The sequence below is a fragment of the Nostoc paludosum FACHB-159 genome, assembly GCF_014698835.1.
GTDB classification, from domain to species: domain Bacteria; phylum Cyanobacteriota; class Cyanobacteriia; order Cyanobacteriales; family Nostocaceae; genus Nostoc; species Nostoc paludosum.
Window position 1 is genome coordinate 149879 of sequence record NZ_JACJTU010000010.1, and the last position, 18573, is coordinate 168451.

Genomic DNA, 18573 nt, shown 5'->3' on the forward strand with positions numbered 1-18573 from the left:
CCTACCTGTGTATTTCATTTACTAAAATAAGTTGTATATTTCGGATTAAAAAGATTCACTCAATAAGCTACTTTCAGAATATCAAACAACAATATTCATTCCAATTATTTATTCTCAATTATGCAATCTAAGAAAAATAAAAGGACTGATAGATTCAGTCCTTTGTCATATTCGTTTAAATTTTTTATCTTAATAACGGGATTTCTTACTCCTTAATTTTTGCCTTTTACGTCGCCGTTCGCTAGCAGCCACGGCCTGTTCTACCGGATAACCTACTACAGGAATTACCTGATATTTGCGCTCTTCTTCTAACTTTTTGAGTTCAGTGTAATCAACCCAATGGATGCAATCAACCGGACAAGTGTCAATTGCTTCTTGGATAATTTCTTCGGCGTCCCCATCTTGGCGAATTACTCGCGATCGCCCATAATCTGCTTCAATGTAAAAGGTGTTACGCGCAACATGGGCACAGTGCTTACAACCAATACAGGTGATTTCGTCAACATAAACACCCCTTTGGCGAAGCATACCACCCAATTCCGGCTCTAAACCAGAACGCTCTGGGGCATCCCGCAAAAAACCCCCTAATTCTGGCTCCAAACCGGAACGGTTGTCTTGTTGTTCTTCCGGCGACGGCAGAAAATCAGCCATTACGCACTCCAGCGTTGTACTACCAGGCGAATTGAACCATCTTCATTTTTTTGTTCTTCAGCAACTTGAAAGCCAACACGAGCAGTTTCTTTCATCACTGTTTGGTAAGCATAACGCTGTGTTACCTGGCGTAAAAATCCATCTACAGAAAGATTTTGCTGCCAATATTGCAAGTCTGCCACCAGTTCGTATTCCTTGCCATTCCATTTAAAGCCGATGTCGTAGCCATTTTCCTGCTCAATGCTAACTTCCGCAGGATGAGTTTGGCCGCGATAACCGCGTACTTCGCGTGGGCCTGGTTTCCAGTCTATGCCTAATTCAGTCAGAGCATCTTTCAAAGAATCAAGGTTACGGATTTGAGTCTTAATTTGGCTAAAGTGTGACATGGTGGTTTGAATTAAATGAGACTAAACTACTGTGAAAACTTACCAATCGCTGTAAGTGTTTTGGGTATTCGCCACGTTCGATTCCTGCACCTTGGCGGCGAAGTATTCTGAGGTTGGCTCATGCTTAAGTACTTGCCCCAGCTGCGCCTCTATTGCTGCTGTAACCTCAGCGCAAGAAGCACCCACAATGCCAGTGACTTTTTCTTGTACCCGACCATCTGGATAGATTATGAACTCTAATGTCTCCATACTCTTGGCCAACCACGATAAGTACATTTGAATTCTACTGCCTTAGCAGAAGGCTACAAATATAGCCATCGGAACATTTTTACTTAGATACAAACTTGCCATTTGTTAACCAATGTTCCATCTTTCAATATATATATCTCAGAATCTTTACAAAAATTATTAATTTTGCTATCACACACATCAGTCTTTAGTTAGTCTCTCTTAACCTCTTTGATTAGTCAAGGTAATAATTCAGTTTGCTAGGTAAGCAGCAAAAGTCCTAAAAATAAACATTTAGAGGTACTATAGCTAGCCAAATGAGTTACAAAAATATAAATTTATTGAAAAAGTTTATCATTATCGTTAAGCTTGGTGATCGCTGAGGTGAAATTCAGCGTAGGTAGCGCTACAGCAAAATGGTAGGTATGCGTTCGCAGTTCTAAACCTTTTGAGATAATAGTCAAAATCAGCACCAAAAAGTTACCGATTTTACTTTTACAGTCATGAACCTAATGAGCCACCCCACATTCATATAGATCGGGATGACTCAACAGCTAAATTTTGGCTTGAGCAAGTGAGTTTATCAAGTAGCATTGGCTTCAGTTCTAAAGAACTGCGAAAATTAGAAGTGTTAGTACAAGAAAATCAAGCAAAACTTTTGGAGGCTTGGGATGGGTATTTTGGCAATTCGGGCGGATGAGAGAGTTAAAGATGTCCGCTTTACCGATGAAACTATCAGTGTTGACTTAATGGATGGGCGAACAATCACAGTGCCATTAGTTTGGTATCCCAGGCTCCTCAATGCTACGCTTGAACAAAGATTAAAATGGGAAACTTGCGGCGGTGGTTATGGGATTCATTGGGAAGACATCGATGAAGACCTCAGCACAGAAGGAATGCTGCGTGGCGCACCTGCACCAAAAGCTAAAGTGGTAAGTTAAGCGATCGCATTATATTCATAGTTCGTAATTCAGCAACTTTAAATCTGCTGTATTTTTTATTTTAGTGCTGCGATCGCTCTGCATATTATCGTTTAAGCTGTCACCATTTCCGGTACTGATTCGGTAACCGTTTAAATTCTGGTGGTGGCAGGTCTTTTATCTGTTCGTAGCTCATTGCTCTTTGTTTTTTGAACTGTATTTTTTCATGCTTACACTATTCATGCAAGAGGTCTATTCTTCGATAATCTAACTACTCCCAATGGTCGCGCTGTATCTGTTTTATCGCTTTGGTGAAGGTAAGGAACCCGTGAAATCCCCGCCATTCCAATCAGACCCATCAAGCCAGTTATCATCCTTAGCATCCCACAATAACATATACGCAACTAACAAGGTATTGATAAATCGCTCTACAGAAATTTCCCAATGTCTAGCCATCTTGTCTAATTGCACTTTTGTTGCTGAATTCGATGATGTAAAACTTTGCAACACATCCTCGTGGTTACAAGACCACCCAGCAATGAATTTATCAAAATAACGCTCATATTTTGTTGTTGGATGAGGTTTTTTAAAGTTAGTGAAGCGAACTTCTTGAAAGAAGTCTAGTTTTAAACCAGCAACAAATCCATCAGAATCTTTACCATAAATATAGTAATAAAGTGAAGTACCTTGACCATTAAAACTGCGAGTAGCACGAATAATTCTGGGAGGAACAAAATCATCTCCCTCAAAATCTGTGAGAACATCCTTTATTGCCATACAAACGGTCTTCAGTACTTAAGTATTATTCTTAAAGTTCCCAAACCAGAACAAAGCATTGCAAGTGTTTACTTTTAATTAAATTTTTATACTGTCCAAGTAGCTTACATAAAAAAAACATCAGTCCGCCAAAGAACCAGGATAATGAATCATAATTAACCTCTATAGCTTTGAGCTATCAGCTATCAGCCGTCAGTTATAACTCGGAGACTGAGATGCCGAATGCTAAAGGCTTTTAATTCAACTCAACAAATTGACTATGAATACAGAACAAGCGAACAAAACTATCCGCGTCGGAGTACTGGGGTTTGGTGGACTCGGACAAGCTGCCGCCAAGCTACTTGCTGGCAAACGCGAAATGATTTTAGTCGCAGCAGCAGATCAAAAAGGCTACGCTTACGCTGCTGAAGGTTTAAATACTCAAGAATGTATCGCTAAGTATCAATCTCAAGGTTCCGTAGGCTACTTAGAGCCAGTTGGGACATTAAGCAATAACAGTATTCAAGATTTAATCGCTTCCAGTCAGCCTGTAGATGGGTATTTTCTGGCTTTACCCAACTTACCAAATGATTTTATTCCCTCTGTTGCCAAGCAGTTTATTCAATCTGGTTGGCGGGGTGTGCTAGTGGATGCAATTAAGCGCACCAGTGCTGTAGAACAATTACTGGCGATGAAAGAGGAATTGGAAGCAGCCGGAATTACTTACATGACAGGATGCGGTGCTACGCCTGGACTGTTAACTGCTGCCGCCGCTTTAGCCGCCCAAAGCTATGCCGAAATTCACAAGGTAGAAATTACTTTTGGTGTAGGAATTGCCAACTGGGAAGCTTACCGCGCTACTGTTCGGGAAGATATCGGCCACATGCCTGGTTATACAGTGGAAACTGCTAGGGCGATGACTGATGCTGAGGTGGAAGCACTATTAGATAAAACTAATGGGGTGCTGACCTTAGAGAATATGGAACACGCGGATGATGTGATGTTAGAAGTAGCGGGAATAGTGGGGCGCGATCGCGTTACTGTTGGTGGTGTAGTTGATACTCGCAACCCTAAAAAGCCCCTCAGCACCAACGTTAAGGTCACAGGACGCACCTTTGAAGGTAAAATTTCCACCCATACCTTTACTTTGGGAGATGAAACCAGTATGGCAGCTAATGTCTGCGGCCCCGCTTTCGGCTATCTCAAAGCTGGTAGACAATTCCACCAACGCGGTATTCATGGAATATTTACCGCTGCTGAAATTATGCCCCAATTTGTCAAGTAACAAATGTTGACGGTTAACAGTTAACAGTCAACGTGAAATCCCATCCCTAAAAAGGGGTGGGATGAGCTTAAGTCTGTTTTTTGCCTTTTTACCAGCCTCTAATCTGCGGGAAGGTTGCCGCAACGGGGCGATAACAGCAAAACAGAAGTGTTGCCCGTTCTCTGTTGTCACTTAAACTTTTACCTTGATGAAGTTTATAAATCGTAATCTCTGGCAGATTCTGACAGCTACATTTTCAGATGTTTGAGAACGCCTACAACAAGGTGAAGTGATAATGAAAGCGGACTACCAACTCACAAATTCGCCCAGACCCCTGTCTGCTTATACCCTCATCTCCTTTCCCCCTTGTCCCCTTACCCCCTTGTTCCCTTGTCTGCCCACCTCTCCTGTTCCTGTCATAACTAGGGGTTTTACTAGGTATTTTTTCCTACTTTTGGGGTGGTTTTTAGTGTAACAAGTACCCTAAAACTACAAAAAATCCTGAAATCTATATAAATTAATGGTTTCATCTATCCACATCAGGCTACAACACCTTAGAATGATTCATTGAAAAGTCGAGCCGATGGGATGTACAGCCGTTTTGAGTAAATATACTCCCAAAGGATGATTTTTGTATTTCTAAGAACAGAGATTTCAGTACAGATGTATCAACATACATCGGTAAAAAAATCTCAGCTAAACTTTAGGAGTTTGACATGAACAAAGGTGAATTAGTTGATGCCGTTGCTGAAAAGGCTAGTGTTACCAAGAAACAAGCCGATGCAGTTTTAACTGCCGCACTGGAAACGATTATTGAGGCGGTTTCCTCTGGCGATAAAGTAACGCTGGTGGGATTCGGTTCTTTTGAATCACGGGAACGTAAAGCTCGTGAAGGTCGCAACCCGAAAACAAATGAAAAAATGGAAATTCCGGCGACGAAGGTGCCTGCCTTCTCGGCAGGGAAGCTATTTAGAGAAAGGGTAGCACCCCCAAAATCATAGGCTCTGTTTCAGGAAACCTTTTTTTGATGCGGCAACCAGCACACGGGGGAAATTTAGCCTGGGCAGCAGCACTGGCTGGCTGTCCCCCTGATGCTATTCTGGATTTTTCTGCTAGCATCAGCCCTTTGGGGCCGCCAAACAGCGCGATCGCTGCGATCCTGTCCCAAATCGGTAATATTAAGCACTATCCAGACCCTAACTATAGTGAACTGAGACTAGCTCTCAGTCACTTCCATCAATTGCCGCCTGAATGGATTCTGCCTGGTAACGGCTCAGCAGAATTACTTACTTTAATAGGTAGAGAATTAGCACAATTGGCGGCAACAATTTTAATAACTCCAGCCTTTGGCGACTACTACCGAACCTTGGGAGCGTACAAGGCTAAAGTGCTGGAGTGTCCTTTGTCATTAGTAGCTGGTCAAGATTCATTGGTTATTAGTCCTTTGTCATTAGTTCTTGACAATGGACAAAAAACTAAGGACAAAGGACTGTTGCTGAATAACCCGCATAACCCAACGGGCAAGCTATTTTCGCGGGACTCGATTTTGCCCTACTTGGAGCAATTTGCCTTGGTAGTGGTGGATGAAGCGTTTATGGATTTTGTGCCACCCAATGAGGAGCAAAGCTTAATTGGGGTGGTGCAGGAATATGCGAATTTAGTAGTATTGCGATCGCTGACTAAATTTTACAGTCTCCCAGGACTGCGATTAGGATATGCGATCGCTCACCCCGACAGCCTGTCTAAGTGGCAGCTATGGCGCGACCCCTGGCCAGTAAACACGCTAGCGGTAGCGGCGGCAATTGCGGCACTCCAAGATAGGGAATTTCAACAGCAAACCTGGACATGGCTACCACCTGCACGAAAACAACTTTTTCAGGGTTTAGCTAAAATTCCCGGATTGCAACCCCAAGCAAGTGCTGTTAACTTTTTACTGGTTGAGTCTGAAAAATCCACTTCCCAGTTACAGCAAGAATTACTCAAGCACCATCAGATTTTAATCCGCGATTGCCTTAGCTTTAAAGAACTAGGCGATCGCTTTTTCCGGGTTGCTGTACGTGAAGAGTCCGATAACCAACGCCTACTCACAGCGCTGAGTGAGTGGGGAGTAGGGGCTGGGGAGTAGGGACTAGGGACTAGGGACTGGGGACGCAGGGGAAAAGGTTAAAGGTTAAAGGGAAAAGGAATAAATTTAATCTTTCCCCTTTTCCCCTTACCCCTTTCCCTTTCCCCATGCCCAATACCCAATGCCCAATGCCCAATGCCCAATGCCCAATGCCCAATGCCCAATGCCCAAATAACAAATGACTATTGATTACGATGTCGTAATTATTGGTGGCAGTCTTGCTGGATACCATGCTGCCCTTGCTGCTAGCCAACTACGTGCTACAGTTGCCTTGGTGCAACCCAAAGTAGACTATGGGTTTATTAATCATCACGCTTTGAGCGAAATTGCTAAACTGGCACAAAAATTGCGTAATGCTGCTGGCTTTGGTATTCATGCCAGACACACTCAGACCTCACAAGAGTGCCACATATCTCTGGCATGGCAGGAAGCGATGCTGTATGCTCAAGCCGTTGCCTCAAATCTCGAAGAACAATATTCTCCCGGCATTCTAGCGGCGCAGGGAGTCGATGTTATCGTTGGTGCTGGGCAATTTCAATCCTCAGCCCAACTGGCTTTTGTTGTTAACAACCGATTATTACGCGCACGCACCTATTTGCTAGCTAGTGGTTCTCGTCCAGAAGTTCCGGAAATTGAAGGATTAGAAGCTACAGGCTACGTTACGCTAGCTAACATTTGGCAATCCCTAAATAAAGCGTCCTTACCCAAAAATTGGGTAATTATTGGCGGGGTTCCCCAAAGTATTGAAATCGCTCAAACTTTAGCGCGGTTTGGTTGTAATGTGACGTTGGTAGTCAAGTATTCCTATGTTTTACCTCATATTGACCCAGAAATAGCCATATTGCTGCAAGCACAGTTGGAAGTTGAAGGTGTGCGCGTCCTCACCGCTAAACCAGTGACTCAAGTAAGGCGAATTGATGATAAAAAGTGGCTACAGGCAGGAGATAAAGCCATTGAAACTGATGAAATTTTAGTGGCGACTGGACAACAGCCAAACCTTGAATCTCTAAATTTGGCAGCGGTAGGTGTGAAATGGCATGGACGCCGTTTAGTGGTGAATGAGAAACTACAAACCACTAACCACCGCATCTACGCTTGTGGTGATGTCATTGGTGGTTACGACTTTGCAAATATCGCTAATTATGAAGCTAAAATTGCTCTGAAAAATGCACTATTTTTCCCCAGATTAAAAGTAAATTATCGCTGTATTCCTTGGGGAATATTTTCAGTACCCGTGATGGCGCAAGTGGGTTTGACTGAGGGACAAGCAAAGCATCAATTTCGCCCTGATGAATTTTTAGTTTTACGACAATATTTTAAAACAGTAACAGCAGCCCAACTCCGGGATGAAACCACGGGTATGTGTAAATTAATTGTCCTACGCAATGGCGAAATTTTAGGAGCTTCAATATTAGGTGCAGAAGCTGGAGAATTAATTAATTTGATTGCTTTGGCTATGTCTGAAAAAATGAAAATCAAAGATTTAGTAAATTTCTCTCCTGTCTATTTAAGTTTCTCAGAAATCGTGGAGCAAATTGTCACAGAGTGGAGGAAACAAAAATTAAATAATAATCTTGCTTTGCAAGATTTTATGGAAGGTTTGTTCCATTTTCGCCGCAATTGGAATTTGTGAACTAGTCATTAGTGATTAGTCAAAATATGTAATTAACTACGAATTATTAAAACCTGCATTATTATCCAAACTACTGTCGCTGCTACCAATGGTACGCTGAGGTTATCTGTACCGTGGGGTGAGACTGCTTCAGCTAGGGTCGCAACAATAGCAGTTGCGATCGCTGTCAATAAAGCCCATCCTAAAGTAAAAGGGATTGCTAGGGGGCTAAGAAACGAACCAGGAAGTAGCAACAGCACCAAGAAAATCGCTACTGTACTCGCTACAAACATCGCTGCTGAACCTTCCCAAGAACGCACAGAATTACCTATTTGGTACTTATGCTTCCCGAAGCGCCTACCAATTAAGGCTGCTAGTGCATCACCCCAAGTCATAGCCATGACACCAGCTACAGCAATTGGAACGTTATCTACAGGGCCACTTGGTCGCCACAGTAACCCAAACAGTAATGTCACGGAAATAGCGAAATAAACTGTACCAGGCGAACTATCTTCGGTATCCATTGCGCCAATAACCCGGTAGCGGTAAAACAGGTAATTGAGCGCGATAAACGTAGCAAAGGGTATAATTCCGATTTCCCAACGATTAAATAGCAGCAGGACACCAAAAACCCACATTCCCGCACCAATATGGATTACCTTACGAGTCAAATCCGGCTTGACGCCAAACAGCCTACGTAGTCCCTCGCCAATAACGAGTAAACTAGTTGCGTATACGTAAGAAATTACTAACCCGATAATATCGTTGTTTGTCATTGGTCGTTAGCCATTAATCATCTGTCATCCGCTATTTTCGTTTAAAGTTCTTTTCTATTAACGAAACGCTACCAATACCTTGGAGAATACCACGTCCGATTAAACCTAAACCACGACCGATTATTTGGGTCAAAATGAAGACAATGCCGCTACCTAAAAAGGCTACTAGTGATTTTAGACGCGGTGCGATCGCATCACTAAATTCTAAAATCAGTGTGACGAATAAAGGAATATTAGAAAGTTTTGCTAATTCCTGATTTCGAGGCGCATAAATTGAAGTTTTGGCAATACCACGAGGTGCAATTACAAATATTTCGTAGCGACTTTCAAAAATTGCCTGGGCTTCATTAATATAATTATTATAACGATATTTCCATGATAATTCGTTCCTAAATCTTTCAATCTCCCTTGTGGAAATCAATCGGCTACTATAAAAATTTTGCTTAATAATTTCTACATCTGCTAAAGAATTCAGTAGTGGTTGCACAACTCCATTTGCTATTTGAATCAAAAAGTTCTCCAAAATCATTGATGCTTGGGTTTTTGCTTCAACGCTGACTGCTGCATAGGAAGCATTATCAATGTACATTTCTGTTTGAAATAGCAGATAACTATACAATTCAAAAATTAAAGGAATTTTATTGAGAATTTCTGTTTGCACAACTTGAGTATTTTGCAACAAGAGATTTACAATTTCTATATTTTCTTTCCCTAATTTAATCAAAGAAAATTTACCAAAAAAATCTGTTATTGCTCCTTGCCATAAATCACTTATTAAGGTGCTTTTTACTCCAGATAATTGACTTATCTCAATTTGAGAAACCCGCAATTCATCCAATTGTTGAGCCAGTTTTTGCAGGATCAAATAAAGTAATTCCCGCTTTTTTTGTTCGCGCAAAATGTCAATTTCTAAAGGGGTATCTGTAACGTTTTCTAAAGGAAATTGAAGTTTAGTAATGCAAGATGCAAACAAAGCAGATTGTAACGCTGCTGTGGTCAAGAGAGGTGGCGGCATTTGATTTTGTTGAATAGCACTACTCAATGAAGGACTTGCAGGCGGCTCATCAGTAACCGGAATCTTGTCTTCTTGCCTTTCTTGTGGCGAAACCAGCAATTTATTGAGCAACCAACGAGCTGCTAGCAGTTCTCGCCGCTGTCCAGCCAGAATTGCCCGATCTAATACTGGTATTCCGGGTACTTGTAATTGTGTTGTTACTGCCGCTAAGGTAGCGTTAATGTAACCAATTCCTGACAAACGTAAATTATTTCGCAGTTTGAACAGAGGGAATGGGGGGTGGGTAGAGACGCGATTTATCGCCTCTGTTATTGATGTTTGGGTTGGGTCAAACCAATAGGAACCACCAGCTGCAACTTGTTGCATGGCGATAACTAGCTCAGAAACAGGCGTGCCTTTGGGAGAGTAGCCATTTACACCAATGGATTTGGCAGCTAATAGTAATCCTTGCTCTTGAATAGAACTGAGGAGGAAAATTGGTAAGTTGGGGTACAAAGCTATCAGTTGCCGACAGAATTGCAATCCTAGCTGCTGACTGGTGGTAGAGCGACCATTACCTAATTCCAAAACTACCAAATTCACTTGGTTAGGGTCTTGCCCAGCAATTTCTACTAAAATCTGCAAAGCAGCCGTATAACTTTCTACCACTGCTGTAATTTGCAAGTCAGAAATTGCTTCTAGAGCTACCCGTAATCCCAGACGAAAAATCGGGTCTTGGTCAATTAGCAGTAATTTTAAAGGGCGATCGCTCATAGTCTGCTCGATTATACAAGTACTGTTTTTTAATTAGTAAAAAACAGTTTTGATACAAAACTTTGCCTTACCCATTGTGACTTGTTTTCGCAAACTGAATAAATCGATCATAATTGCCATAGCAGCCTTCAGTTTGTAATTAAATGAACCTGAGTATTAGGCACTGGTTGGCAGAACATAATATCGCAATCAATGGAATCAGCGGATTTTCTGCGGGGCAATTGGCGGGTATTGCCTACCGTATTGTTCAGGATATGGAAGTCAAAAGTCTGATGCCTTTTGATATCTGTACTTTGGTAGAGATTTTAGAACTACCCTTAACTATTGTTTACCAAGAAATCAGGGTTATTTCTGAGTTGACAGCAAGCTTGTTGCGTGGCCTCAGCCAAAAAAAACCTTTAAAGCGTAACGAAGGTACATGGTTAGCCTTTCAAATTGCCTATCTTGAAGCTTTGCAAGCAATTTTAAACCAAGAATCAAGCTTGCAAAGACCTTGGCTAGACCGAGGAAGAATACCCAGCCAACCAAACATCCTCCAAGATCCTCAACTGCAAGGACTACTGAAAACTCTCAGTCCTGGTAAATTGACTGACACTCAAGCTGAACAAGCACTGTCTTTGCTTGCCGGCTCATTACTGGTACAACAAATAAATAATGCCGCCATAGCTTGGTTGGTTACCAATGGTGCAGAAGAAGCTGAAGCTAAATTGATAGCACAGCGTTTGCTAAACTCATTTCCTGGTCATTTGTTGGTAGTAGTTACCGAAAATGCCGCCCCCTTAGCCCAACTGCAAAAATTTGTCCGATTGGGGATTTCATTAGTTAATTCTACGGTCAGCGATAAAATTGACTTGCACCAAGAAAGTTATCGGGCAAGTTTGATTAAAAATTTGAGTCTACCATTGCTCACAGAATACTTTGCTCTTAAAGATATTTATGTAGCACAAAAAGGCTTAATTGTAGAAGAAAGCATTTCTGAACAGGATAAAAAAACTCTGACGCCAGTTGATTTAAAAACATGGGTACAAGAACAACTAGCTGATTTAGAAACCATCGCTGTTGTTGAGTCAGAACCGGGTTATGGAAAAACTAGTTTTTGCCAACTCTGGGCGGCAGAAGTAGCAGAAAAACTTTACCCTGATTGGATGCCGATAATAATTAGATTGCGAGATATAACATACAGCAAAACTTTTACTGAAACTCTCAATTCGGCTTTTCATATTAATCTTTCAACTTGGTTAGAACAAGAAAATACTCGCTGTTTGTTGTTGCTAGATGGTCTGGATGAACTACCGCCTTCTGCTCAGGGTATAAGAGCAAAAGCAATTTTTATCCAGCAATTGCTAAATTTTCAGTCTCAGCATCGCCACAAAATTGTGTTAACAAGTCGGCCAAAGGGGTTGGAGGAAATTGACCCAGAAATATTACTTTTATTCAAGCGAATTGCTATCCAGCCGTTTGATGTGGAAGAATTCAAACAATGGTTTCAGCAGTGGACAAAAGTACAATCCTTACCGATCGCTCAAAATTTCTTTACATTCTTAAAACAGGCGGGATTGTTTGGGAAATCAAAGTTTCCAGAACTATCTGTTTTTGTGCGTCAACCTTTAATGTTGCATTTATTAGGCATTTTGCACCGTGAAGGGCTGCTAGATGATGAGTTATTGCAATTAACTAGCAAGGCTCCTTTGTTATGGGAAATTCATCATCGCTTGAGTCGCTGGTTATTAGGCTATCCGCTAACTGGTGGGATAAAAACTATGCTGTTGCGATCCGGATTTGCTCATATTCACCGGACTCCAGAAGCGATCGCTAATTTACTTGGCCATCACCATGCCCAAGATTTACTCGAACAAATGCAAGCGATCGCTTTGAAAATTTTACAATCGCAGCGTTATCAAATCAATGGGGAATGGAAGGATTTACCAGGGTTTTATTTTGAAGTTAAGGATTGGGAAAGTTCACGCAAAGACGCAAAGACAAGGCAGCGCGTTGCAGGGGTTCCCCCTGTTATAGCGACTGCCGCGCAAAGTAATTTGGTTGAGTTTTCCCATATCAAGTTGGGAGAATATCTTTGTGCAAAAGCTGTTGCTGGTGAGTTGAAATTGTTGACTCAGTACCAAGATGAGGGTTATGGGGCGCTTAGTTTTGTGCTTGATTCTCCCAGTAGTGTAGCCCAACATATTTATAATTTACTGGGTTATGGGATACTGAGTGAGGAAATTGAAGAACTGGCGATCGAAGGATTACGCAAAGAGCAAAAATATCGATTTTCTTTTGAAGTTTTATTTCAACGCCTTTTGTCTTTCTGGCGTGGTTACTGTCAAGGGCGTTGGTTGGATGAGGGAATAGCACACAAAGCTTTGACTAATTTTCATGCATTACAAAACCCTGTGAATGTTGAACAGGTAAATGCTGCGGTAGGATTAAATGTATTTTTATTACTTTGTGCTTGCTACCGGGAAACAAAAATTCCTTTTTGGCCTTGTGGCAATCCAGTAAATTTGACAGAATTCAATCCAGAGGCGTTAAGTTTGCTGATTGCTAGGACAGCTGTTTTGCACAAAACTACCTTCACAACCCGAATCAAATCTCTGGCTGGACTCAACTTATCAGGAGCCTCTTTATTGCAAGTGACGTTAACTCAAATAAATTTTGAGCAAACAAACTTATCTAATGCGGAATTAATGGGAGCCAATCTCGCAGGCGCAAATCTTCAACAAGCCAATCTCGCAGGCGCAAATCTCCAACAAGCCAATCTCGCAGGCGCAAATCTCCAACAAGCCAATCTCGCAGGCGCAAATCTTCAACAAGCAAACTTAATGGGAGTAAATCTGAATTTTGCTAATCTCACAAATGCTTGTTTATTCGATGCCATTCTTAGTGAGAGTGACAAAAAATTAGCCGCCGATAATGGTGCTTTGTTTGTCAAAGAATCATTTCCAAAACTAAAAAATTTGCAAGCGCAGCAACCCTTATTGAACGCTAAAAAAATCACATCTAACACAGATGTTAATTGGAACCATCCCGCAACAATCGGACTAATTGAAAGCTGCGAAGGCACAATTTTACCAGTAGGTTTATATGATGATGACGCAGTTGATGAAACTGTTTTTGGCAATAATTCGATTAGGGAATAGGGCATTGGGCATTGGGCATTTGGCATTGGGCATTGGGAGGGGACAAGGGAAAAGAATTGTTGCAATTTGTCTCCTTGTCTCCCTTATCCCTATGCCCCATGCCCTATGCCCCATGCCCAAATTAACTTTCTTCTGAATTACGATAACCATAAAAGTTAATACTATAGTCAGTAATTCGCACTCCTGTTTGTTCTTCGATTTGGCGGAGAAAATCTTCTGGCAGTTGTACGTGAACATCCAGAATTTGATTGGTATCTATACAGTTGACATGACTGTGAGAATCACTAATATTGCCGTACAAACGTCCGTCACAGCGTTCAATACACTCGATGATTCCCTGACTTGATAATGCTTCTAAATTTTGATACACCGAAGTATGACCGATTTCTTTGCCTTGGTGGTTTAAGCGATCGTAAATCTCTCTAGCAGAAAGATGTTCGTTTGCTTGCCAAAGTAGTTCCAGAATAAAGCGACGCTGGCGACTGACGCGCATACCCAGTACTTGACACCGCTCTAGCGCATCTTCTAGGGAACGAATTGGTCTTGTAGAAATTGTTTGTTTTTGCATACAGCTTATTAACTGTTAGGGGAGTTTTCCCATCTCAATGTTTATGGTTATTCAATATATGCAAGGTTATTGCACACAATTTTTATACCTGTACTTGTGTTTTGGCTTTTGATGCTGCGGAAGTCACAGGTTGCAATAATGATTTTTTTGCTTTTGATGCCTACTTTGTCAGACCTTAATCTAAAACAAACTCATTACAACTTTAGCTTAAAAATGTCATAAATGTCCACCTGAGAGTAGGCATTGCCTTGACAAAAGACCCTTGTTCTGATGGGATGCCATGTTAATGATGTACTAATTTTTGAGTTAAAGGTGTGTAATTATAGCAGGTGTGAAAGTAATATTTCAATTGATCAAAATTATGCTGTGAGCGGCGATCGCGAGACATTACAACTTTTATGACTGAGGACTTTTTTGCGGAATCTAGCATCAATGGCTCAAAACTGCTACTGTGTATTCTCGATCCTAGAGTTGAGCATAAAGAAAGTGGCTGCTGAGTCAAAACCAATTGCGATCGCACTCAATAATGAATTGATTAACAATTTAGATCTGTCGCCTGCGTCAGTGGCGATCGAACAACTGCTGCAAGATGGGGTCGCGTCCCACGAACAGCAGCTACGATTTGAAGTCAATTACGATCGAGAACCTGGCGATCCACGGGAACTCTCAGAAATTCCAGAGATTCGGCTATGGTTTGTGCGCCTAGATGCCAAATACCCGTGGTTACCATTTTTACTAGATTGGAAGTCTGGAGAATTCGCTCGTTATGCCGCTATGCTAGTACCACATCAATTCAGTTCCCAAGAAGGCATACAGTACAATCCCGAAGCTTTAGAAATATTTTTGATGCACAAAATCTTTGTCTTGGGCGATTGGCTAAAACAGCAAGACATTCCCAGCTTATCGCGCCTGAAATCTATGGCACAAATGCTGGGCTATGAATTAGATGACGCTTTTTTTCAGATATTTTAAAGAATTCAGAATTCAGAATTTAGCAGTCCTTGAAGTAGCGGATTGAGTAGAAAGCCGCGACCTTTTAATATTGCCTCGTTCCCAGTCATTGGCTGGGAACGAGGCAATACCTTAAGGCTTCACCTGAAGTTGACACAGATGATAGACGCACGGTGTTCTAGGTAGGTAGTCGGTTACAATTCTCCACTGGATTGATTCTGAATTCTGAATTCTGAATTCTGACTTCTGAATTCTGTATTCTTCTTCAACCACCCCAAATTTTCTGTAAAACAGCGTTTGGTGAAATATCCGCAGTTTTGCCCGTAGGGGATTTAATGGCTAGGAATTTATCGTTTTTCGGCAATAACTTAGTTGGATCGGTGGGGCCAAACAGAGCAATTGTATAAGTTTGTACTGCAACACTGAGTTGTAGTGCTGCATTATCAGTAGACAACAGCAAATTTGCTCCGGCAATCATGGCAGTTAACTTGCCAATATCGCTTGGGGCAGTCACCTTGACATCTGGAGAAGACCCCAGAAGCGATCGCACAAACTGGTCATCTTCAGCCCCCTTAATTAGCACCACAGGCATATCCGGCTGCTTGTGTTGAAAATCTTGGATAATTTGCCGCCAACTCTCCACAGGATAGATTTTATCCTGTTCTTTAGCTTGAGATAACCGCTCAGAACTGCCATGAATCAGGACATAGCCTGTTTCATGTACCCCTAAGCGTTTTTGTTCTTTTTGTGCCCACTCAATATCTGGTTTTGGCACATTTACGGCTAACTCTGGTACAGGAGTATTGATACCCAAAGGTTGCAGCAGCTCGTGATATACCGCCGCGCCATATTGGGATGGTTTGAACGGCACAGCCTGGGTTAGAAAAACCGAACCCTTGCCTTGGTAGCCAATGCGTATGGGAATTCCCGTCAACCAGAGTAAAAGACCAATCGACCAACTTTGCCCAACAGTGATGGCAACATCGTACTCGCGATCGCGAATTGTGCCCACCAGGTTGCCCCAATCTGCCAGACTGTTACGGTCTTTGAAATCAAAAGCCAGTACCTCGTGAACTGACTTGCTGACATGGTAGGCGGCCTTTGCTTGGGGTTCAACAACGACATCTATCTGAGCGTTTGGGTAATAGCGCTTCAGGTCATCTAGAGTCGGAAAGAAGAGAATTTGGTCGCCAATCCCGCCAGGTACAAGGGCTACTACTCGCATAATATTTATTGACGCTTACTCGCTCCTTATTTTAGGGGAAAATATATAGCTTAAAGATTGAGGAATTCTGTGTATTTACTAATTCCAGCTGCCGGAATCGGAAAAAGAATGGGGAGTAACCGCAATAAACTCCTACTGAAAGTGCGATCGCAACCGATTATTGCTTGGACTTTATTAGCCGCCCAAGCCGCCAGTACAATCACTTGGATCGGAATTATTTCCCAACCGACTGACTGGCCTGATTTGAAGGCAATTATCGCCGATCTCAAGCTCACCAAACCAGTGGAATTTATTCTCGGCGGCTCCACCCGCCAAGAATCTGTTTACAATGGCTTACAGGCGCTCCCAGCGGATGCAGAACAAGTTTTGATTCACGATGGAGCCAGATGTCTGATTACACCAGATTTATTTAATTCTTGTGCCCAAGCCATCCGCGAATGTCGCGGTTTAATTGCTGCGATACCCGTCAAAGACACCATCAAAGTTGTCGATGGACAAGGAATAATTCAAAGTACGCCCGACAGACAAAAGCTGTGGGCAGCACAAACTCCCCAAGGATTTGATGTCAAATTATTGAAGCAGTGTCATGCCGAAGGCGTGCGCCAAGGTTGGGAAGTAACAGATGATGCCGCTTTGTTTGAAAAATGTGGCATTCAAGTCAGAATTGTCGAAGGCGAAGAGACAAATTTAAAAGTTACCACCCCACAAGATTTAGCGATCGCAGAATTTATCCTTACGAGTAGGGGTTTTTGAAGAAGTGGGCATTGGGCATTGGGCATTGGGCATAGTTAAGAGGCTCCAAGGGCAGGGGGCAAGGGGGCAAATGAAAAATTACCTCTTTCCCCTCTGCTCCCCTGCTCCCCTGCCCAATGCCCATTCCCTAATTTTGAGATTGTCAAAATATTTTTGACATTTTAGGATATGATCCCAGAGACTTGTTGATTGTTAGTTGTGATTTGTCATTCGTCCTTTGTGAACAACTAATGACCAATGACTGATGACTACTGACCAATGACTATTGACTATTGACTAAATGATTACAGCCACAGCGACTAAGATAGAAGCGATTCTCTATTTAAAGGGTAAACCCTTGTCGCTCGGCGAAATCGCCGAGTATGCCGGTTGCGATCGCGCCACTGTTAAGGAAGGCATCATTGAACTAATGGACAATTATGCCCACCGAGATAGTGCCCTAGAGGTGGTAGAAACCCCAGATGGTTACAGTTTGCAACTGAGATCTGATTTTCATGATTTAGTGCAAACAATGATACCAGTAGAATTGGGTGTAGGTGCATTGCGAACATTGGCGGCGATCGCTCTCAATAATCCCATACTCCAGAGCGACTTAATTAACTTACGGGGTTCAGGAGTCTATCAGCACGTTCCAGAATTAGTTGAACTTGGTTTCGTTCGCAAGCGGCGAGACAGCGATTCTCGCTCCTACTCGTTGCAAGTAACCCCAAAATTTCATCAATATTTCCAAATTGAAGAACTTCCGCAAATACTTTCTACCAACCAAAAGGAAGAACAACTAGAACTAGAACTAGAACTCAAGGGAGTGGGGAGTAGGGAATAGGGCATGGGGCATGGGGCATGGGGAAAAGGTCAAAGGTTAAAGGGAAAAGGAATAAATTTAATCTTTCCTCTTTTCCCCTTTTCCCCTTAACTCTTTCCCTTTCACCATGCCCTGTTTGGCCAATGCCCAATGCCTCCTCTTAATGACTTATACCCGTGGTGAATGCGTTACCCTTGTACTATGGTTTAGAGTAGAGTTAGCAATTAAGCTAAATAAAACTGCCAATGGTGTTTAATCCTGACTTTTTGAATGACAACTCTGAGGAACACCCTAATCAACTTCTTTCGGATCACTCTGAGGAATACCCCAATCAATTACTGAAATATCTACAACATCAGTCTCCTGATGTTTTAGCTCGGGTCGCCCAGTCTGTCAGCCCTGAAATTAAACAAATTATCTCGCAAAATGTCCAAGGGCTAGTGGGGATGCTCCCAGCAGAAAATTTCAATGTACAAATTACCACAGATCGGGAAAATTTAGCTGGGCTTCTAGCATCGGCTATGATGACGGGTTATTTTCTGCGTCAAATGGAACAAAGAATGCAATTAGAGCAAAAGTTATGAGTAATGAGTTGAGAGTCGAGAATTATGAGTTAGGAGTTGTGGAAAATTGTTAACTTCTAACTCC

At 42.1% G+C, this 18573-nt stretch carries 18 protein-coding genes and 1 pseudogene; 11 read left to right on the top strand and 8 right to left on the bottom strand.

The window, feature by feature from the left end; genetic code table 11:
• Positions 1-189 precede the first annotated feature (189 nt).
• Genes H6H03_RS12975 through H6H03_RS12985 form a run of 3 tightly spaced genes read right to left on the bottom strand, consistent with a single transcriptional unit; the run spans position 190 to position 1286 of the window.
• Positions 190-651 (bottom strand): ferredoxin, encoded by a 462-nt coding sequence (locus H6H03_RS12975; RefSeq protein WP_190955506.1) that lies wholly within the window; start codon positions 649-651, stop codon positions 190-192.
• Complete coding sequence (locus tag H6H03_RS12980; protein ID WP_190955507.1) at positions 651-1037, bottom strand: DUF1257 domain-containing protein; 387 nt, start codon at positions 1035-1037, stop codon at positions 651-653. The genes H6H03_RS12975 and H6H03_RS12980 overlap by 1 nt, the downstream gene beginning before the upstream one ends.
• 39 nt (positions 1038-1076) lie before the next feature.
• Complete coding sequence (locus H6H03_RS12985) at positions 1077-1286, bottom strand: DUF2997 domain-containing protein (protein ID WP_190955565.1); 210 nt, start codon at positions 1284-1286, stop codon at positions 1077-1079.
• Between the two features lie 472 nt (positions 1287-1758).
• Here H6H03_RS12985 and H6H03_RS12990 point away from each other — a divergent pair.
• A pseudogene (locus tag H6H03_RS12990) lies at positions 1759-1965 on the top strand (DUF4160 domain-containing protein); the annotation flags it as partial.
• Positions 1937-2206, top strand: coding sequence for a DUF2442 domain-containing protein (locus tag H6H03_RS12995; protein ID WP_190955508.1), 270 nt, complete (start codon positions 1937-1939; stop codon positions 2204-2206). The pseudogene H6H03_RS12990 and the gene H6H03_RS12995, both read left to right, overlap by 29 nt.
• Before the next feature lie 279 nt (positions 2207-2485).
• On the opposite strand, the gene H6H03_RS13000 is transcribed toward H6H03_RS12995, so the two are convergent.
• The gene (locus H6H03_RS13000; protein ID WP_190955509.1) at positions 2486-2962 is read right to left on the bottom strand and encodes a hypothetical protein; all 477 of its coding nucleotides are present in this window, start codon (positions 2960-2962) and stop codon (positions 2486-2488) included.
• A gap of 259 nt (positions 2963-3221) precedes the next feature.
• Here H6H03_RS13000 and bioU point away from each other — a divergent pair, with 259 nt between their 5' ends.
• From bioU to H6H03_RS13020, 4 genes are all read left to right on the top strand, one after another.
• On the top strand, positions 3222-4226 hold the full coding sequence (gene bioU, locus H6H03_RS13005; protein WP_190955510.1) for a (S)-8-amino-7-oxononanoate synthase BioU: 1005 nt from the start codon (positions 3222-3224) through the stop codon (positions 4224-4226).
• A gap of 695 nt (positions 4227-4921) precedes the next feature.
• The gene (locus H6H03_RS13010; protein WP_015111786.1) at positions 4922-5206 is read left to right on the top strand and encodes an HU family DNA-binding protein; all 285 of its coding nucleotides are present in this window, start codon (positions 4922-4924) and stop codon (positions 5204-5206) included.
• Positions 5207-5232: 26 nt separating this feature from the next.
• A complete protein-coding gene (gene cobD, locus H6H03_RS13015) occupies positions 5233-6330 on the top strand; it encodes a threonine-phosphate decarboxylase CobD (RefSeq protein WP_190955511.1) in 1098 nt (365 codons plus the stop codon).
• 178 nt (positions 6331-6508) lie between these two features.
• Positions 6509-7963: a dihydrolipoyl dehydrogenase family protein gene (locus H6H03_RS13020; RefSeq protein WP_190955512.1), complete on the top strand. Its 1455-nt coding sequence runs from the start codon at positions 6509-6511 to the stop codon at positions 7961-7963.
• A gap of 32 nt (positions 7964-7995) precedes the next feature.
• On the opposite strand, the gene H6H03_RS13025 is transcribed toward H6H03_RS13020, so the two are convergent.
• Together H6H03_RS13025 and H6H03_RS13030 are read right to left on the bottom strand one after the other, a co-directional pair.
• Positions 7996-8718, bottom strand: a complete 723-nt coding sequence (locus tag H6H03_RS13025; protein WP_190955513.1) for a diacylglycerol/polyprenol kinase family protein — start codon at positions 8716-8718, stop codon at positions 7996-7998.
• Positions 8719-8749: 31 nt separating this feature from the next.
• Positions 8750-10486: a DUF3685 domain-containing protein gene (locus H6H03_RS13030; protein ID WP_190955514.1), complete on the bottom strand. Its 1737-nt coding sequence runs from the start codon at positions 10484-10486 to the stop codon at positions 8750-8752.
• A 143-nt stretch (positions 10487-10629) separates the two neighbouring features.
• Between H6H03_RS13030 and H6H03_RS13035 the strand changes: the two genes are divergently transcribed.
• Positions 10630-13626, top strand: a complete 2997-nt coding sequence (locus H6H03_RS13035; RefSeq protein WP_190955515.1) for a pentapeptide repeat-containing protein — start codon at positions 10630-10632, stop codon at positions 13624-13626.
• A 121-nt stretch (positions 13627-13747) separates the two neighbouring features.
• On the opposite strand, the gene H6H03_RS13040 is transcribed toward H6H03_RS13035, so the two are convergent.
• The gene (locus tag H6H03_RS13040) at positions 13748-14194 is read right to left on the bottom strand and encodes a Fur family transcriptional regulator (RefSeq protein ID WP_190955516.1); all 447 of its coding nucleotides are present in this window, start codon (positions 14192-14194) and stop codon (positions 13748-13750) included.
• A gap of 486 nt (positions 14195-14680) precedes the next feature.
• Here H6H03_RS13040 and H6H03_RS13045 point away from each other — a divergent pair, with 486 nt between their 5' ends.
• Positions 14681-15166, top strand: coding sequence for a CRR6 family NdhI maturation factor (locus H6H03_RS13045; protein WP_190955517.1), 486 nt, complete (start codon positions 14681-14683; stop codon positions 15164-15166).
• 244 nt (positions 15167-15410) lie between these two features.
• On the opposite strand, the gene H6H03_RS13050 is transcribed toward H6H03_RS13045, so the two are convergent.
• On the bottom strand, positions 15411-16370 hold the full coding sequence (locus H6H03_RS13050; RefSeq protein WP_190955518.1) for a glycosyltransferase family 9 protein: 960 nt from the start codon (positions 16368-16370) through the stop codon (positions 15411-15413).
• Between the two features lie 69 nt (positions 16371-16439).
• Here H6H03_RS13050 and ispD point away from each other — a divergent pair, with 69 nt between their 5' ends.
• The 3 genes from ispD to H6H03_RS13065 all read left to right on the top strand — a co-directional run bounded on the left by ispD (position 16440) and on the right by H6H03_RS13065 (position 18509).
• Positions 16440-17123 (top strand): 2-C-methyl-D-erythritol 4-phosphate cytidylyltransferase, encoded by a 684-nt coding sequence (gene ispD, locus H6H03_RS13055; RefSeq protein ID WP_190955519.1) that lies wholly within the window; start codon positions 16440-16442, stop codon positions 17121-17123.
• Positions 17124-17403: 280 nt separating this feature from the next.
• A complete protein-coding gene (gene scpB, locus H6H03_RS13060; protein ID WP_190955520.1) occupies positions 17404-17946 on the top strand; it encodes an SMC-Scp complex subunit ScpB in 543 nt (180 codons plus the stop codon).
• 224 nt (positions 17947-18170) lie between these two features.
• Positions 18171-18509 carry a DUF760 domain-containing protein gene (locus H6H03_RS13065; protein ID WP_073638899.1) on the top strand — a complete coding sequence of 113 codons (339 nt, stop codon included), beginning with the start codon at positions 18171-18173 and terminating at the stop codon, positions 18507-18509.
• The last annotated feature ends 64 nt before the right edge of the window (positions 18510-18573 follow it).

Bases quoted from the DNA above. Each gene is read 5' to 3' on its own strand.
- H6H03_RS12975 (WP_190955506.1), bottom strand. From the start codon at position 651: ATGGCTGATTTTCTGCCGTCGCCGGAAGAACAACAAGACAACCGTTCC.
- H6H03_RS12980 (WP_190955507.1), bottom strand. From the start codon at position 1,037: ATGTCACACTTTAGCCAAATTAAGACTCAAATCCGTAACCTTGATTCT.
- H6H03_RS12985 (WP_190955565.1), bottom strand. From the start codon at position 1,286: ATGGAGACATTAGAGTTCATAATCTATCCAGATGGTCGGGTACAAGAA.
- H6H03_RS12995 (WP_190955508.1), top strand. From the start codon at position 1,937: ATGGGTATTTTGGCAATTCGGGCGGATGAGAGAGTTAAAGATGTCCGC.
- H6H03_RS13000 (WP_190955509.1), bottom strand. From the start codon at position 2,962: ATGGCAATAAAGGATGTTCTCACAGATTTTGAGGGAGATGATTTTGTT.
- bioU (WP_190955510.1), top strand. From the start codon at position 3,222: ATGAATACAGAACAAGCGAACAAAACTATCCGCGTCGGAGTACTGGGG.
- H6H03_RS13010 (WP_015111786.1), top strand. From the start codon at position 4,922: ATGAACAAAGGTGAATTAGTTGATGCCGTTGCTGAAAAGGCTAGTGTT.
- cobD (WP_190955511.1), top strand. From the start codon at position 5,233: ATGCGGCAACCAGCACACGGGGGAAATTTAGCCTGGGCAGCAGCACTG.
- H6H03_RS13020 (WP_190955512.1), top strand. From the start codon at position 6,509: ATGACTATTGATTACGATGTCGTAATTATTGGTGGCAGTCTTGCTGGA.
- H6H03_RS13025 (WP_190955513.1), bottom strand. From the start codon at position 8,718: ATGACAAACAACGATATTATCGGGTTAGTAATTTCTTACGTATACGCA.
- H6H03_RS13030 (WP_190955514.1), bottom strand. From the start codon at position 10,486: ATGAGCGATCGCCCTTTAAAATTACTGCTAATTGACCAAGACCCGATT.
- H6H03_RS13035 (WP_190955515.1), top strand. From the start codon at position 10,630: ATGAACCTGAGTATTAGGCACTGGTTGGCAGAACATAATATCGCAATC.
- H6H03_RS13040 (WP_190955516.1), bottom strand. From the start codon at position 14,194: ATGCAAAAACAAACAATTTCTACAAGACCAATTCGTTCCCTAGAAGAT.
- H6H03_RS13050 (WP_190955518.1), bottom strand. From the start codon at position 16,370: ATGCGAGTAGTAGCCCTTGTACCTGGCGGGATTGGCGACCAAATTCTC.
- scpB (WP_190955520.1), top strand. From the start codon at position 17,404: ATGATTACAGCCACAGCGACTAAGATAGAAGCGATTCTCTATTTAAAG.
- H6H03_RS13065 (WP_073638899.1), top strand. From the start codon at position 18,171: ATGGTGTTTAATCCTGACTTTTTGAATGACAACTCTGAGGAACACCCT.